Raw genomic sequence first — 17,756 nt, forward strand, 5'->3', positions numbered from 1 at the left:
AGAATAACGTCTTTTAATATTACAAAAGCAGTTTTTATTTTATTGGGCAGGTTTAAATAGGTATTTATGTCAAAAATTCTACGGAAAATATATTTCGGATATAAATAAAATTGTGTAAATGCCTTCTTTTGGAAATTCTCCAGGGTTTCCTTGGAAAGGCCGGATGGAATATAAACAGGAAGCGGCGTTCGTCCGTGCATATAATCCTCCCATGAATTATTTGATACCAATCCCTCTTTCTGCGCGTAGTCAAATAAAGGTGAACCGGGCAGTATATATGTAATATTAAAAGCTGCATACGTGGAAGCCAGTTCACGTGCGAAACTTATCGTTTTCTTCAAGTCATTAACATTTTCAGTGGGATGGCCGAACATAAAAAATGAGTTGGTTTCTATTCCTATTTTCCGGCACCATTTAAATGCCTGTCTGAAATCTTCATCAGAAATATTTTTATTTAAGACATTACGGATTTTTTCCGAACCGGCCTCAACACCGAAAGAAATTTTTATACATCCTGATTCGTGCATCAATTTTAAGAGTTTTTCGTCAACCAGGTTGGCCCTTGTCTGGCATCCCCATTTGATTTTGATGCCGTTTTTTATAATTAATTCGCATATTTTTTTTACATTTTCTTTCCTGAGCGTGAAGGTATCGTCTTCAAAGTTTATGTATTTAACATTGAATTTATTTTTTACTTCAATAATTTCGTTTAGTATATTTTCGGGGCTGCGGAAACGGCAGTTTTTTCCCACAGCCGGCCGTGAACAATACAGACAGTTAAAAGGACAACCCCGGGACGTTACCATTGATGTGATACGCCCGTTAATAACCGGGCTGAAGTACCGGTCGTTGGGCAGCAGGTGCCTTGCAGGAAAAGGAATCTCGTCAAGGTTTGGAACCGAGTCCCTTTCGTTTACAATTAAATCCCCGCTTTTTTGATAGATTAGTCCTTTTATTTTATCAAGGTCCTGTTTTTCGCGGAGAAGATGCCTGCAAAGCTGAACCAGGCCATATTCAGCCTCTCCGACAAAACCAAAATCCGAATTAAATTTTTGTATGAAATCAGGCTGGACAGAAATATGGGCACCGCCAAGGATAACAGGTATTTCAGGAAAATTTATTTTTATTTTTTGTATTAATGAATAAACTGACCTAAGCGTCAAGGTTGTTACTGTAATTCCTATCAGGGAAGGTAAATTTTCTTTTATGTTTTTTATTATTTCATCCTCGCTCAAAAGAGAAGCTGACGCTTCGATGATTCTGGCCGAAAATCCGTTTTTTTCCAAAGACGCAGCTAAATATGCCAACCCAAGGTGAGGATAATTAACATAAAAACCTTTGTTCCTTTTTTTACTTTTAGTTTTTATTATATCTGTATAACTATATGGAGGATTGATAAAGACAAAATCTGCCATCTGAATTTACACCTTGACTTCCCTGCTGAATATTTTACCTCTAATCATAAAAAAAATGTATTTTAAAAATCCCGTCATAAAAACAGGATTTTTTAAAAAAAACCAGACGTATCGTTTAAAAAAAACCTTTGGATTACGGAATAAAATATTAAAATGATATGTGACATATTTGCGGGAAACCATTTTATCAATTTCTGAAGAGCTAAAATCTTTGGTATTGATATAGCAGGCAGCATATTCAATGTTATTATAATTGTAATTGCTGTCCAGATAATTTTTTTCTTTACAAATATCGTATAATTCAGTACCGGGAAGAGGAGTGGCAATCAGAAACATTGCATGATCAAGCTCAAGTTCGTCAGCGAGACGAAAAGTTTTTTCAATCTGTTCTTTTGTTTCCCCCGGGAAACCGCTGACAAAAAAGGCGCTGGTGGAAATATTAAGTTTTTTCATGATTTTTACTACTTTTTTAGTATGTTCAATGTTTCCCGGTTTACGAATTATGTTTTTTAACACATTTTCATCGCCGCTTTCTATAGCAAGGGTGAGCTCATAACATCCGCATTCTTTCATTGCGGTCAAGAGTTCTTCATCAAGTGTCCAGGTGGCCACTCCCTGGGGAGTGCACCATTTTAAATCCAAATTCATATCTTTTAGTTTCCGGAATATTTCCAGCGCTCTTTTTTTGTTTAAAGTCAAATTGTCATCCAAAAAATGCAATTCTTTAATTTTATAAGTATCTGTAAGAAATTTAATTTCCTGTAACACGTTCTCCGGAGAACGTGCCCGGTACCGGTTTCCCCAGTGTTTGGTGGTAGCACAAAAGATGCAATGCCCGCTGCATCCGCGGGATGTAATCATGGATGTATTCGGTTTTTTTAACGGAGTGGTTGCCTGCGGCAGGTTTATATCAAAATATTTATCCATGTTTAAAAGATGTCGCGCAGGCAGGGGAACAGCATCGAGGTCAGTGATAAACCGGGTTTTTGGATTAACTATAACCTCGTTATTTGAACGAAAAGAGAGCCCGTCGATTGAAGAATAGTCCTTGCCTGATTCAATACATTTTATCAGTTCCAAAACTGTTTGTTCACCTTCTCCTATGACGACAAAATCAACAGTTTGGTTATTTCCCAGTATTTCTTTTGAAAAAACCGACGGATGTTCACCGCCTATCATAGTAAGAATATTCGGACTTACTTCTTTTGCTGATTTGCATACCATCTGCAGATTATGAAATTGCGGGGAAAAAAGACAGCTGACCCCGACTATATCCGGATTAAATTCCTGAATTTGCTGTTTTAATTGAAAAGGCGTTAATCCATGGCGGTAATGGTTTTCGTTGATTTTTTCCTGTGTGCCGAAACCTTCCAGGGCCGCATCGACAATTTTGACATGGTAATTATTTTTTTCAAGAACAGCTCCGATATAAGCCAGCCCCAGTGGAGGAACAGCCCTGTTAATACGGCCTTTCATCAAAGTATAAGGTGGAGAAATAAGTAAAATTTTATTTATTTTTCTATTCATTTATTTAAACCATTTTTTCGCGTATTTTTTCTCCCTCGACGGGACACCCTGGTATTTTTTCGCCTTCAGACGAAATATTTTTAATTGCACACTGTCCGCAGTATATTCTTTTTGCCTTGTCTTTTTTATCAAGATAGGGGTCTTTTCCGATAATCAATAGAATAGGTTTTTTACGGCTGAGGCAGAAAAAAACCGTCTTAATGTTGTCCCAGAAACTGGATTCGCGTTTTGTAAAACCGGGTTTAATAGCTTCAAAACAGGCATCTATACAGCTTGTGCAGCCGCTGCCTATAAAAACAGTTATTTTACCAAGCTTAACTTTCAGGGATAAGGGATTCCATTTTGCCAATTGTCCAGGGAAGTTTATGATATTTATTTTCTCTTCCGGTTTAACAAGAGCTTTAAGGTATGGCACATCCTTAATGTCAATACCTACTAATTGGCAGGCAATGCAGTCTACGGCAACAGGATCTTTCCCGCAAATTATACGGTTAAAGTTGAATTTCCGCGGAAAAAAACGTACAAAAGTTTCCCTGACAACAGTTGCATCGACTAAAACTAATTCCGGCTTAAAATTCATAAGGAGGGGCAAATGTTCATTTAAACCCCATTTATGAATGTTCCTTTTGTCTTCATCACGGCACAGCCCTTTTAAATTTTTAACGGCGCAGGTTATCGTTACCTGGGGATGCCCTTTAAGCACCGGCACATTAATCAGTGTTTTGTTATCCAGAATGTCGGGGCTTTGAATATTAAAAGACGTCGCATGATAAAGTTCATCCTTTAGATCAATAAGCTTGACGTTTTTAAATTCTTTTTCAAGTGAAATATATCCGGAAGAATGAAAAGATTTTTTAGTGTCAGTTGAGATATTTGAACTTTCAGCTATATAGATTTTTTCGGGCTGAAATTTATCATTTAAAACTTTTATTAAAGCCCGTATTAGCCGGACATCGGTAATGAAACCGGAGCCTGAAGGAAGGGAGGCAACAAGGTTTGGTTTAATGATTATTTCCCGGTGTTTTGGAGAAAAACCGACTTTTTCTATGCAGTCGGCAATAGCCGCATAAAGATTATCTGCCGGGTTTATAACAACTGTTTCCATGATAGTTTACAAAAATTTTGTCAGGAATTTTTTCTCTTCTTGTTTTGAAAAATCATATAATATAATACAAGAGTCGTTAAAAAGGTCAGTCCAATCCAGACAGGAATGATAAATATATTTTTAAAAAAATTAAAAACGGTTTTCATGTTCCGGACTCCTTTTCGCCGATACAATAAACATGATGTGCCATCAAAACCTTAAACCACCGCGGGAAAGTAGATTCCCAGTTTAAAAAGGCTTTTATGTATTTATTGTTTCTGGCGGACGGGTCGACAGTTGACCAGACCCATCCTTTCTCTTTTTTTTCTTCGCCTTCGATGATATTGCGGACGTATGTCCTCCCCCCGCCTATCTCAAGGTCGAGCGTGCAAAGCCACGGCGGGACATCCGCCCCGCCGGTTTCAATTATTTTAAGGCCGCATTTTTTGTAGGTTTCGGTTAATGCTTTAATACGGCTTTGCGATATCTCTCCGTGGTCCCATTCCTTCTTTTCAAGTCTGTGATGCCGGTGGTGCATTTTGACGCCCAGGTTATTATAATTGGAGGTGAAATTAACGACAAATCTGCGGCTGATTCTTTTCATTTCTTTTACCAGTGATTCAGGATTATGATGTTTTTCAAAAACAGAATGGTTCCAGACTATATCATACTCATTATCCTTAAAGGAGGTATGGGTATCATCATCGCCTTTTACTATGGAAGCCTTATCATATAAGCCTGCTTCTTTCCAGGCGGAAACGGTTTCTTCGTAATCTTGGCTGTTGACCAGCACCCCGGCTTTAAAATTGTCCTGTGTAAGAAGGTTTGAGGTAAATCCCGGTGTGTGGGCAATATAGACCGCGTTTAATTCCAGCAAACTTTTCAGGTCATGTTTTCCGGCAAGTTTTTCGAGCAGGAGAATGGGAGCAAGCCGTCCATAAAAAGCTCCCAGGCCGTCATCGTATTTTCTTATAATATTTTTATCCATATTGTTCCTTTTTACCCCACACCTTATTGAGAATGCCCCCCGGTTTTGCCTCCCCCGCACTAAAATTTTTGGTGTGGGGTTTGTTATATTTCGGCAATTATATAGTTATGATGAGCAACAATGCTTTGCAGGCAAAGAGAAAGGTTCATTTTTTCAAATATCATCATTTTATTTATCTGCCCGAGTATGGCTTCGGCAGAAGGTTTATCCTTAATTTCTTTTTCCTTCTTTTCCCATCCGAGGTATCTGCGCAGTTCTGCGCGGGAAAACCCGATATCGGGGATTGGTGGCATATCAATATAACCGTATTCAACAATTTTTAAGCCGTTCTGCAGCAAAAGTTTTTTCAGTCCGTTCAGGGTCCGAAGGGTTTTGCTCCCCTGCTCGGCATGGTTACAGGGTGTCCTTGTAATAAAGTGGTAGCTCCAGTGGAAAGGTGTCCCGCAGTTATAAATATTAGGCGTAAATATCATGATAAATTTCCGGCTTAAATCCTTCATTTTCGAAAGCATCTGAGGGTGCTGCTGGATGAGGGCGAAATTCCAGACTAAATCGTATTTTTGTGCTATATCTAAACCGGAAAATTCAGGGCGGGAAGGAAATTTCCATCTTTCTTTCACCAAGTCTATATTCGCATCCGCGACCGTTACGGTTTTGTCATTCATGAAGCTTAGATTATCGTAGCCTTTTGTTATTTTGCACCCGTATTCCAATACGTTTTTAAAAGGATATCTGGTCCCCAGCTTCTCAAAAAAAGCCTTTAGCATGAACCTTTCATAAATAGACCCGATGCCTTCTTCCTCAATAAGCGAACACAAAAAATTTTCTATGTCGTTTTTCATAATTTACATATTATAATCCTAAAAACATATATTTGCAAATAGTTTTTAAAGGCAATTTATTCCCGGGACAAGAGTTTAAAAAAAGAGCTTAAGGCGATTCTGCTGATGGTTTTTATATTAAATAACATATTTGTGTAACTCGCGCTTGCGAGCGGGCAGAAACATTCACCTTTCTTAATATAATCCCTTACCTTATATGCTTTTTCTGAAAACCATATTTTTTTAAAATCATAATTTGTTTCCCGCAGGTTGCCTATCGGTTCGGCCTTGATACAGCACATCCATACGTCTCCGTCAGGCGCTATATGACATGAGGCAAAACCCGCGAAACAGGGGAGTATCTGACGATTTTCCTTTAATATTCTTTTTACAAGATTATAGTAGCTGAACCTGAGTTTTTGCGTGACCTTGCCGAGCCCGGAAGCCGGATATTTTTTTAGAATGCCGATTAGATTGTCTATGGCGGCCGCGTATTCTTCGGCGGACGGTGTTATGTCCGAATTAATCGTATCAAGCTCTATCCTTTTTTCCGCAATTTCAGTAATGTAGCTGTCAGGATTTAATTTAAGAAGTTCCGCCGCTATTTCAGGGAGCCTCTGGACATTGAATTTCGAAACAACCGTATGTATCCCGAGTGTTAAGTTCGGATAATTTAGTCCTTTTAAACAGTTAAATGTGTTGATTGTTTTATTAAAATTTCCTTTTATATTTCTTATATCATCATGCCTTTCTCCGATTTCATCCAGCGAAAGATTAATGACAAACTTGGTTTTTGGGCACGATGATAAAATTATTTTAATTTTTTCAACGATAAGTTCAGTTAAAATTCCATTGGTCGGAATATTTATTATTTTAGGATGGCAGGTTTTATACAGGCATTGGATTATTTCAGCAATGTCCTTTTTTAAGAATGGTTCTCCTCCGCTTATAGTTATCCAGTAAGGAGATGTCCCAAAGCCAGCGAATATTTTTTTATATTCTTCCAGGGTCAATTCATCTGATTTTTTTTGCCATATGTTACAGGTTTTACATCTCGAATTGCAGCGGTATGTTAGGCTGATAGTATAATTTAACGGCAAAAGCCGCGGCCGGTTAAATTGACGGAAAGATTTATAAACAGGTATTTTGTTTAATAAAGGCATATTGTTTAATTGCTGTTTAATTCCTTGGTAGATTCTATCATGTCCCAGACAACGGGATTTTTCTTTTTTATATAAAAATCATATACCCCCAGCAGTCTCCCGAGCATTTCAAGAAAAACCGCCCCCAGAATCCAGAACATATGTTTCCGGTCGTTATTAAATTCCCTGAAGGTTAAACTGACCGCCCGCCAGGGGTTCATGGAAGATGCTTCATAACTGAGCGATTTTTTTACCTGCAAATGTCCGGCAAATATTCTTCGTCTTTGTTTTAAAAAATCTTTAACGGTTTCAGGCCCTTTGTTTATAACTAGGGCCCCGGGCGCGTAAGCAAGATTAAATCCCTGTTTTTTTATCTCGGCTTCCAGAGATATTTCATCAACAGCCGTATTGTCCGGGATTTTTTTGACTACATTGCGGAAGGCTATTAATTCACCCAGTTTAACAGATTCTTTATTGAGATTATGATGTATTTGCCATTGAAGGTGCGCAACATACCCCATGAATTTATTTCTAGGATTAATTGGAACAGGGTGCCCGCCGGTCATTCCTATTTTTGGGTCTAAAAAAGGTTTAATTAAAGATTCAAAAGCATTTTCTTCAGGGATATTGTCCGCATTTTGAAGGATTAAAATATCTCCAGCGGCTTCTTTAATGAAAAGATTTATCGCGGAAGCCTTTCCCTGTCGTTTTTCCTGTATAAGAAGTTTTAGTGTTTTAATTTCAGGCAGGATATTTTTTACAATATTTACGGTATTATCGGTACACCCTGACGCGATAACAATAATCTCGAGGATAAAGCCGGAAATGATTTTTTGCCCTGCAGCGGATTCTATGGTTTTTTTAATGTTTTTTTCTTCATTATACGCCATTATTCCTATGCTGCATTTTAACAATTTATTATTTTCCATATATTTAAAGATACTTCGTCGCCTGGCTCCTCAGGATGAATGGCCTGAAACTGTCGGACCATTCATTTAATCGGAACTATATTGTATTCTTTTATTTCTTCAAACTGCTGTTTTAGTTTTTCCCCGTGTTTTTCGGCGTCTTTCTTGTCATTAAAAAGCCCTGAACGTATAGTATACCATATCATTCCATTAATAATGACTTTTTTAACATAGGCATAATTGCGTGAATCTGTCTTGTTGATTTTATCTGAAAAATTAGAAGCCCAGTCTTTGTTTTTGTCAGATGCCACTTCAATAGTCCATATCTGTTTAATTTTTTTAGGGGGGACATATACCAATTTGGTAATTTCTTCCTTTTTGGTTTCAGCGGATACCGGTTCCTTGTATACTCCGGTGTCAGTCATTTTCAAAGTTTCCGCTTTGGCTGTGGTGGTTTCCACTGGCTTTTCTTGTAAAAGACCCGCGGTTTTTTCTGTTAGAGGCAAAACCGGTTCTTTACTGGTTTTAGATTCTTTTGCAGGGACTGTTTTAGCTGTCCCTGTTATTTCCATTGGTTCTATATTTACGGCGGCAGTTTCAGCAGGTTTTTGTTTTGATGTTTCCGGTAGTTTAGGAACAACAGGCGCATATAACGGCTCTCCGGCCGTATCCTGTTTTTTATCCGGAACTGCAGTTGGTCCAGACGCAGTAGTATCTGTTTTTAAAGGAATAAGGGCCTGGGTAACCTTTTTGACAGCTTCAATGGGCAGGTTTATGACCTTCTGGGTGATATCAATGGTTTTTTCAGGTAAAGCAGCGGCCATTTCCAGACCCTTCGCAGGAAGCGAAGCCTCTGGAGGCGGTGTTTTAGTAGTATCGGGTGTTTTTTGAATAACAGTGGTGTCCGTTTTAGATGGAATAATAGCCTGTGTAACTTTCTTGACAGCCTCAATGGGCAGGTTTATGACCTTCTGGGTGATATCAATGGTTTTTTCGGGCAGGCTGCTGACCGCCTCTTTTGTGGTTGTTATTCCCTCAGATACTTTTTGTAAAATAGAGGCCTTGGAGGGTGTGGGGACATTGAGAAAAATTTTCTTGCTGAATATATCGGAATAGTTTCCTACTTCATCCCGCAGCCAGAAATAAATTATTTTTTCGCCGTATCCTGGTGAGAGCGTATATTGAAATTCTGATTTTTTAGCCTCCCACCTGGCATTTTCAAAAAATGGGTTTTCGCTGACTTTTTGATAGTTATAATTTTCAAATTTGGTTTTAATAGTTATCTCCCGTGCTGTAGTTGTGTCCTGCGGCACTATTTCTATTTTTTCTGAATTTTGGATAAAATCTTTTGGCGGGGCAATATTTTCAATTTTAATATTGCTGACATATGAAATATTCCCGTTATCATCTTTAAATTTAAAATATATTGTTTTTTCTCCCAGGGGTTCCGAAAGATTAAAAGAAAATCTTTCGGAAAAAGGGACCCATGGACTATTTGAAAAATCAGGATCTTCTGAGGCCGTTAAATATTTTGCATTATAAGCGTAGATATATAAATTGACCCATGGAGTAAATGTAAAAATTTCTTCCATGGGTATTGTGGCTGTTATAATTGGAAAAATCGGGCTGTAAAAAAAGGAAGCCTTTGCCGTGGTTGATATATTATTGCCAGCCATGTCATATGCCTCGTTTATAACAATAATAATTTCTCCTGTCATGTTTTCCTTCAGGATAACGGGAGGGGTAGTGTATGTGTCGTTTTGTATTATACTTGTGGAAAAAGTCCCTCCCGCGGGAATTTTTGGAGTATTTTCCCCCAATCCTATGAACGTAATTTGAGGATTACGGCTTATATCCATTGATTCGTTAAAAACACAGGAAAGTGTAAGAGAAGAGTTTTCAGGATTATACTGGAATTTGTAAAAGAGATTTTGAGGGCTGGTTTTGTCAACTATTACCTCGACCTTAAACGGCTCGGATATATTGCCGAACTGGTCTTGCAGCCTCAGATATATTTTTTTTCTTCCCTGTTCTTCAGAAAGAGGGAAAGGAGCAAAGTCGATATAACTTCTCCATAGATCTTCGGCAGTAGTATCAAGAATTTCATTCGTGCTTAGCATAATAAACTCTGCGTCATCCGAGCTTATGATTAAATTGACCGTATTTTCCTTGGTATATTCTCTTTCCGCGGAAAAATTATTCAGGATCGGCGGGAACGTGTCTAACTGAAATGTTTCTTCTGAAATAATATCCATGATATTCCCCGCGAGGTCAGAAGCGTTTTTCACTACAATAGTTATTGCCCCGCCCATACCGGGTGATAAGCTGACAGGAGGAGTAGTATAAGTATCATTTTCCAGAGAGGTTGGTGTATTGCTTCTTGAAAAAGAACCTCCCTTGGAGACAAGGGGATTTTCTGTGCCGGTGCTGATTAGGATGACCTCGGGGATTATTGTTGTGTCGAGACTTTCATCAAAAATAACTGAGATTACTAAATCGCTGTTTAAAGTTACAGGATTAGGATAGTTATACGAAATAACCGAGGGTTTTGTTAAATCCAGGTTGGTATTCAGTGTAACCGTTTTTGATATATTTCCTTCTTCATCGCGGACCCTGATATAGATTTGTTTTTGGCCGGACGCGGAAGATAAAACAAAAGGAGTATTGTTGGAATATTTAATCCATTTACTTTCCAGGAAAGAAGGATTTTCACTGATTTGCATTGAACTTGCTTTAATGGCACTCATTAAAATATGGATTTCTTTTTTATTGGTGTATACGCCTTCTTTTATAAGGGCGCTTTTTATTTCCGTGGGCAATATATCGTAAATAAAACCTGTTAATGAAGCAGTTTGCATTTTATTTCCGGCTAAATCCGATACATTTTCTATCTCAAAATCAATATTTCCGGCGAGAGAATCCTTTAAAGGTATGCTTGAACTGAAGTAAATGTTGTTAAATCCGTTTTCACTTGCGAAATAACCGCCTTGTTCAAGCACGGGTATTTTATCTTTATTATTTATTACAAGGATTATTTTAGGTATTGTATTAATGTCCAGTGTTTCGGAAAAAATCAGTTTGATGCGGAATGACCGTAATGTTTTTATGTCTTCGGGAAGTATTGAATTAGTTATTTCGGGGGCGATGTTATCATAATTAATCATAAGTTTTTCCGGGTCTGAAATATTTCCCTCGCCGTCTTTAAAACGGACATAAATTTGTTTATTGCCCGCGGGCCCGGATAAAGTAAAGGGAAGCAGTTCAGTGTATCTTATCCATTCAATATTCTCGAAGGAAGCATTTTCACTTATTTGAATTTCTGAGGCTTGAGGGTTATTTAAAATAATATTTATTTCTTTTTCCTTGGTAATTTCTCCATTTTCTATTCCAACGTTTGTTTTTAATTCGAAAGAGCCTATTTTTGTCAACCCGATGGTATTTCCGGATAAATCCTGGATATTTTCTATAAATACCTCGTTTTCACCTGACATGGTTGTATCAAGGATTATGTCAGGAGTTGTGAGTATGTTATTTGAAAACTTGTTGTCTGAAAACGCCCAGTTATTATTTGATGTAACGGGATTTTTCCCGCCGCTTAAGTTTTTGATATAAAGTTTTGGCTCAATATACGGGTTTATCGGCTCATTTAATTCAAATTTTATGTGAAATTTAGGATTTATTCTTGCTGTCTTCGGGATAGAGACGCTTTCTATTTTTGGTTTTTGAGTATCTGTCAGTGCCAGCGCGGCTTCTGATTCGGACAAAATTGGAGCAGGGAGTATGGGTTTATATATTAATTGGCCCAGTGTCTCATCTGTATTTTTATCGTAGAAATACAGTTCAATAAAGTTTGGTTTATCAGTACCCCACCAGTTATTCATTACATCTAAATCGTTATTAAAATTTTTTAAATAAAAGTTAAATTCTTTATTGTTAAAAATACTGTTATTTTGAATTAAAAATTTCCGGCTGAATTTCTCGCATAAAATACCGGTCTTATTGTCCCTGATTAGATTTTTAAAAATCAACGGAGAAGATTCTACCAGATAAATACCCTCATTTTTGTTTTTGGCTATTAGATTATTGACTAAGGCAGGAGAAGATAAAAAAGCTATTTTAAGACCAATATTCGTGTTTTCCATGATAGTATTATTGGCTATTTGGGGGGATGACCCTCTCTGGCAATTGATCCCGATTTCATTATTCATAATATAGTTATTCATAATTGATGGAGAGGAGACATCATCGCAGAAAATCCCGGTTTTATTTTCAAATATTTCATTCTTAATGATGCTCCCGCTGGAGTTCAGCAATATGATACCCTCATTTTTGTTATTTTCAATTTTTGATGATTCGATTTTCAACAATGAGTTATTAGCGGCGGAAACAGCAGTATTATTTTTAGAAAAAATAGAATTTGTTAAAACAGCCTTGGATTTATCCAGTGTTACAGCGATGTCTGCGAAATTGATTTTACAGAATTCAAAAATATTTTCCTGTACCCCTTTGATAATTATTCCTTTCCAGTCCCCTGTCTGGGGAGATGCCGATTGAATATCGAATTCTATTTCTTTATCTTTTTCTCCCCTGGCGATTAATTTGCCTTCAACAATTAACGCCGGTTTTTCCGTGACAGATATTTCTTTTTCATCAGCAACCTGCCGTTTTTTTAATTCAGAAAAAAGTAATTGGACGCCGGGTTGTATGGTTAACGTAACATCGCGCCCCACCGTAATTTCACCCCGCAGGTAATACGGGCTGTTTTCCCGGGTCAAAACCAGGTTGGTATCAATTATTTGAGGTAAATTTTGTTTCCCCTGGGGCAAAATAAAAGTACATATTTTGGTTACAGGAGCGGAAATGTTGCCGGCTGAATCTTTAAACTTAAAATATATAATTTTTTCTCCCTCGCTGCTGCTGAGGGGGAAGGTTTTTACAGGTTTAAAGGCCTGCCATTGAGAAGCCTTGAAAGTAACATCTTCTGTAATCATCATTTCTTCCGCTTCTGTTATATTGAATTTAATATTTATCTGCGGGGAAAATGTAAAATTGCCTTCTTCGATAATTATACTGTCCGGTTTATCCAGGTTAAACCCTCTTTCGGGTTTCAGGATAAAATTTTCTTCAGCCACTTTTTTTATTATGTTCCCTGCGGGATCGCGGGCGTCACTCACGACAATAGTGATTTCACCGGCCATGTTTTCGTCCAGTAAAATATCAGGGGTTATATAAGTGTCGTTAGTTTGTGAAGTGCTTTTTATTTCACCGCCTTTTCCCACCAAAGGCGATACACGGCCATTGCCGATCAGGGTTATGACAGGCGGGAAGTTAGTATCGATGGTTTTATTGAAAACCACTTTTATTTTAAATTCATTGCTTAATTTTACGGGTCTGGGATAAACATAAGAAATGATGTTTAACGGGGTGCTGTCTAAAGTTATATTCAAAAGCTGAGATGACGCAATCCTGCTCTTTTTGTCGGTTATGGTCATTTTTAAATTATTCTTGCCTTCTTTTAATTTTATTATGCTTGAGAAACTTCCTTCTTTTACTTCTACCGGGAGAGAATCTTCGTTTAAAATTAATGTTGCTACCGTTAATGAAGTGTCGGAAATTGTGCCTTGAATGGTTTGTTCAGGATTATTTATTATCTGGTTATTGGCCAAAGATGTAATTTCAACAGTCAGGGGAATTTCTTCTTCATACCACTCAGACACATATTCTGGTATTAAGGCCTGTGCTGATTCAAACGCAAGCAAAGTCATGATTTTTTTTACAGGAGATGTATGACATTCATTACAGATTTGATTGGCAGGGTTTTTTACTCTTAAAAAACTATTTTGGCCGTCCCCTTCTTCCTGGCTTATTATTTCGGCATTTGACGAGTCCCATTGATGGACATTATGGCATGTCGCGCAACTCACTATGCCCAGGTCGAAATTAACAGCCGTCCCGGTATCAAAAAACGGTAATGGGAATACGGGCTTTTTTAATTGCGGCTTATTTTCCAATTGAAAATAATTACTGTTATGGTGCCATTTATAATCTATAGATTTATTAGGGGCGATCCCCTCTTTTACATGGCAGGCAAAGCAGATCCCTGAAGCAGGGTCCGGGTTCGGGCCCCTGGGGGGTTTTGCCGATAAAAAAATGTTTATACTATTATGGACAAGATGGCACCCGGAGCATGGCCCGGATTCCAGGACGGTATTGTCCTGAATGTTTTTTTCAGCCGGGGCCTGAATGGATAAGTCGTGTTTTGTTCCCAAAACAGATTTTTCTTTAGGATGGCAGTCTAAACATAAAAAGGAGTTTTTGTTTGAAATTTTCAGGAAACTGTTTTCTCCTGTCCCTTTTACAATCTTTCCTTTTAAAAATAGGTTGACATCGATAATATAATCACCTTCATGGATGTCTGCTATAGTTTCAGGGGATAATATTTTTGCAAATGCTTTAAAAGTTTTAGCGTAAGGATTATATTTTTCTACTATTATTTTTGTTATTGTTACATTTTCTTCATCAATAATTACAAATATCCTCCCGATTTCGGTATCATAATTTTCTTTAAGGTTTATATAAATATAATCTCCCTGGATAAAAGCAACTTCTCCAATATAGGCGAGGTCCACCTGCTCATCTGTAAATTTTTCTTTTTCGAGTTTTTTGATGTCCTCCCTGGTTGATTTTTGCAATTCGGTTTTTGTGAAATATTCAGGGTCCCACAGGTGTGGGTCATGACAGGTTAAACAGGTAATGAGCCCATTCCTGTCAACAATGCCGTCAGAGTTATAAAGCGGAAGACGAATGGGAATACTATTATTTACCCGGATATTTATCCGGTGAGAAATTTCTTTAACAAGAGACTCCTTTGCTATGCCGTTTTCATTATGACAGCTTTGGCATAAATTGTTTTGCAGGATGCCTTCTTTAGGTAATTCCCTGGCCCATTTTGTTGAATCGGACGCGTTGTGGATAAGGTGGCACGCGCTGCAGTTCCCGGAGGCCTCTATTTTATTATTTTGTATATTTAAAGAGTAAGGGGCAATCCGGGTCATATCGTGATTGGAGTTTGCAATAACGCCCTCTTTTTTATGACAGTCGGAACAAAGTTCGCTGGAAAAATTTGCCGTTTTTCTTAAAAAACTGTTTTTACCGGTCCCTTCTTCTTCAGTTGCCTGGCCGCCTTCGGTATTTGACGGGTCCCATTGATGCACATTATGGCAGGTCGCGCAGGTGATATTCCCGCTGACAAGTTTTATCCCGTCTTTCGTATATAAAGGTAAAGTTGAAGTTAAGTTAAGTGTTAAAATGGGGACATTTATCGGGTGATAATAATTGCCGATAAGTTTGTTTTTTGCAATATCGTTTTCATTGTGACAACTGTAACACAAAGCTGAAATGACATCGTCCTTCGAGATTATCGTTCTTGACCAGAGCTTTATATCATAGGCATTATGGACAAGATGGCAGCCCGCGCACGCACCTGTTTCCTGGACTTGCCCGGAAGGCTTATTCTCCGCGCCGGTGGATACCGCAGAAAGGTCGTGTTTTGTCCCGATTACCGCCTTTTCTTCAGGATGGCATTCTATACACAGCTCGGTCTGCTTGTTTTCCATGCGCAAAAAATTTTTTTTGTCGAAATGAGGGTCATGACACGTGGTACAGGAAAGTGTATTGTTTTTTGACAAGGTCAGTCTTTTTTGGGTTTGAGGCGTAGATACAAGATTTATATCTACAGGATGATATATTTCCCCGATTTGTTTTTTAGAGGCGCATTTGTTGTCAGCGTGGCATGTGGCGCATAAAAGTGTGGCGGTTTTTTCTTTTTCCGGGTCCAGCGGTTTTGACCAGAGCATGAAGCTGTTCCCGTTATGTACCGAATGGCAGGCCCCGCAGATACCGGACTCTTCCGCTGTTTTTCCCAATATGTTTTTTTCACCGGGCGCGGAATTGACCAGATTATGAGAAGTGTTTATTAACTTGTCTTTATCGGGATGACAGGTTAAACATAAAATTGGTTTTCCTTTTTGAGACACAATGGTTGTGGTTTCCGGCGCACTATGGATGATATGGCAGGCGGGACATCCCTTTGTTTTTGAGGCGGTTTCCTTTTCATCTTTTTGTTTAAAAAGATGGGTAACCGCGACCTCGCCTGCTTTGTTAACATGACAGCTCTGGCAAAGAGATTCAAGCGGTATCCGGAAAAAACCGGGTTCCTCGACCTTCTTTTTTGATATTCCATGGGGCCGGTGGCATGTCCCGCAGTAGATTTTTTTGTCTTTAGTCAGCGGGAGGTTTTCCGATATATTAGTTTGCGGAGATTGTTTTGTTATTATTGTATGGCCTTTGGCAATAATAGAATTTCTTGAGTCGCTTACTGAACCGTCGTGGCATGTATAACACATTTTCATATCGGAAGATAATATGTCCTGCTTTTCGATCAGGGAATTATCTTTTGTTAAGCGTTCAATATGGCACAGGGCGCATTCTATTTCTATCTCTTTGGATTTTTCAGCCCATGCATTGGAACAGGTAAACAAGAAAAATAAAATAAATATAATTTTTTTCACCCAGCTCTTCCTTTTTTCGTTAATGTCCAAACTAACTGATTTTACCCAATCCTTCCTTTTTATTCATTCAGGAAGGGCTGGGTTCATTTGTTATATATTATACCATAAAGTAATTTAAAGATTATCCTTCAAGCAGGGACATAAAAAAATAATAAAAAAGTAATGTAAAATATATTCTTGACCGATTATAATAATCATTGATATAATAAAACATTCCATTCTTATAAATTTCGGAGAAACCAATTAATATATTTAGAGGTATAATAATCATGGCTGAATTAAATAGAATTTTGGTTTTGGCTGGCGTGATAATTTTTTCTTCTCTGGCGTATTCGCAGGAAACAACGACCGTTTTGGATACAACTATTCGGAAACTGGACACTGCAAAAGCAGAACCGTCTCTTCCCGTAAAATGCACACAGGTTATTAATATCGGATATCGTATAGGGGGCCTGGCTGTTGATTCCAAAGGTAACTATTATGTAAATGGGGGGCGGGGTATAAACGCTGTTACAATTTTTAACCCGATGGGAGAGAAAACAGGAGATTTTATTTTGCAGGATGCCCAGATTCCTCCGCCTTCTGAAAACCAGTCGTCGATTAGAGGAATTGATATCGATCTTAATGAGAATATTTACCTTTGTAACGCAGGTTATAAGACAGTAGAGAAATTTACAAAAATAGGAGATTTTCTTAAAAAGATTTCCCTGCCTGTAAGCCCGAAACCGGAGTGGAATTATGCGCTTGGAGGTGTGGTTGTTGATGAAGAGGGTACCATCTATGTTGCCGCATACACCAAAATTATATATATTTTTGACAAAGAAGGAAATTTTTTAAGACAGTGGGTAAAATCGGATAAGGAGAAAGACCAATATGGTTATGTAAGGGCATTGGCGATTGACCGTTATAAAACCTCCAAGCTAAAAAGGATTTATGTGGGCGATGATTATACTAACAGAGTTTATGTGTTCACTAAAAAGGAAAGAAAATTACTTTTTTCTTTGGGAAGCCGCGGTTCTAGTCCGGGTGAAATGCTGGATATTACTGATTTAGATGTTGACAGTGACGGCAATATTTTTGTGTTGGACCGGGGGATGGGGTATTGTTCGGTTTTTAACAATGAAGGTAAGTTTCTTTTTAGATTCGGCCAGGGCGATAAATCGGGAGAAAAAAATTTAGCTTTCCCACTGGGTATTTTTATTGACCAGAAGAATAAAATACACATTTCTAATACTGAAAAAGGAAATATTTTGGTTTGGGAATGGAGAAAAGATAAATAGCGATTAAAACCTGGGAAAAAT

At 38.0% G+C, this 17,756-nt stretch carries 9 protein-coding genes; 1 reads left to right on the forward strand and 8 read right to left on the reverse strand.

Annotated elements, in window-relative coordinates; all coding sequences use genetic code 11:
- The 8 genes from AB1498_07270 to AB1498_07305 all read right to left on the reverse strand — a co-directional run.
- The coding region (locus AB1498_07270) for a radical SAM protein (protein MEW6088089.1) at positions 1-1,415 on the reverse strand (1,415 nt) is incomplete at its 3' end.
- 6 nt (positions 1,416-1,421) lie between these two features.
- Entirely contained in the window at positions 1,422-2,942 is a 1,521-nt protein-coding gene (locus tag AB1498_07275) for a radical SAM protein (protein MEW6088090.1), read from the reverse strand.
- A gap of 4 nt (positions 2,943-2,946) precedes the next feature.
- A complete protein-coding gene (locus AB1498_07280) occupies positions 2,947-4,047 on the reverse strand; it encodes a DUF362 domain-containing protein (protein MEW6088091.1) in 1,101 nt (366 codons plus the stop codon).
- Between the two features lie 142 nt (positions 4,048-4,189).
- Positions 4,190-5,014: a methyltransferase domain-containing protein gene (locus tag AB1498_07285; GenBank protein ID MEW6088092.1), complete on the reverse strand. Its 825-nt coding sequence runs from the start codon at positions 5,012-5,014 to the stop codon at positions 4,190-4,192.
- 83 nt (positions 5,015-5,097) lie between these two features.
- Positions 5,098-5,856, reverse strand: coding sequence for a hypothetical protein (locus tag AB1498_07290; GenBank protein MEW6088093.1), 759 nt, complete (start codon positions 5,854-5,856; stop codon positions 5,098-5,100).
- Between the two features lie 56 nt (positions 5,857-5,912).
- A complete protein-coding gene (locus AB1498_07295; protein MEW6088094.1) occupies positions 5,913-6,998 on the reverse strand; it encodes a radical SAM protein in 1,086 nt (361 codons plus the stop codon).
- 5 nt (positions 6,999-7,003) lie between these two features.
- On the reverse strand, positions 7,004-7,906 hold the full coding sequence (locus AB1498_07300) for a glycosyltransferase (protein ID MEW6088095.1): 903 nt from the start codon (positions 7,904-7,906) through the stop codon (positions 7,004-7,006).
- Positions 7,907-7,968: 62 nt separating this feature from the next.
- A complete protein-coding gene (locus AB1498_07305) occupies positions 7,969-16,455 on the reverse strand; it encodes a cytochrome c3 family protein (GenBank protein MEW6088096.1) in 8,487 nt (2,828 codons plus the stop codon).
- 269 nt (positions 16,456-16,724) lie between these two features.
- Here AB1498_07305 and AB1498_07310 point away from each other — a divergent pair, with 269 nt between their 5' ends.
- Entirely contained in the window at positions 16,725-17,735 is a 1,011-nt protein-coding gene (locus AB1498_07310; protein ID MEW6088097.1) for a 6-bladed beta-propeller, read from the forward strand.
- The last annotated feature ends 21 nt before the right edge of the window (positions 17,736-17,756 follow it).

Source organism: bacterium (assembly GCA_040754625.1).
GTDB lineage: Bacteria > JACRDZ01 > JAQUKH01 > JAQUKH01 > JAQUKH01 > JAQUKH01.

What these genes read in the sequence shown, in the direction of transcription:
- AB1498_07295 (MEW6088094.1), bottom strand. Translation starts at nt 6,998, where the DNA reads ATGCCTTTATTAAACAAAATACCTGTTTATAAATCTTTCCGTCAATTT.
- AB1498_07280 (MEW6088091.1), bottom strand. Translation starts at nt 4,047, where the DNA reads ATGGAAACAGTTGTTATAAACCCGGCAGATAATCTTTATGCGGCTATT.
- AB1498_07275 (MEW6088090.1), bottom strand. Translation starts at nt 2,942, where the DNA reads ATGAATAGAAAAATAAATAAAATTTTACTTATTTCTCCACCTTATACT.
- AB1498_07285 (MEW6088092.1), bottom strand. Translation starts at nt 5,014, where the DNA reads ATGGATAAAAATATTATAAGAAAATACGATGACGGCCTGGGAGCTTTT.
- AB1498_07310 (MEW6088097.1), top strand. Translation starts at nt 16,725, where the DNA reads ATGGCTGAATTAAATAGAATTTTGGTTTTGGCTGGCGTGATAATTTTT.
- AB1498_07290 (MEW6088093.1), bottom strand. Translation starts at nt 5,856, where the DNA reads ATGAAAAACGACATAGAAAATTTTTTGTGTTCGCTTATTGAGGAAGAA.
- AB1498_07300 (MEW6088095.1), bottom strand. Translation starts at nt 7,906, where the DNA reads ATGGAAAATAATAAATTGTTAAAATGCAGCATAGGAATAATGGCGTAT.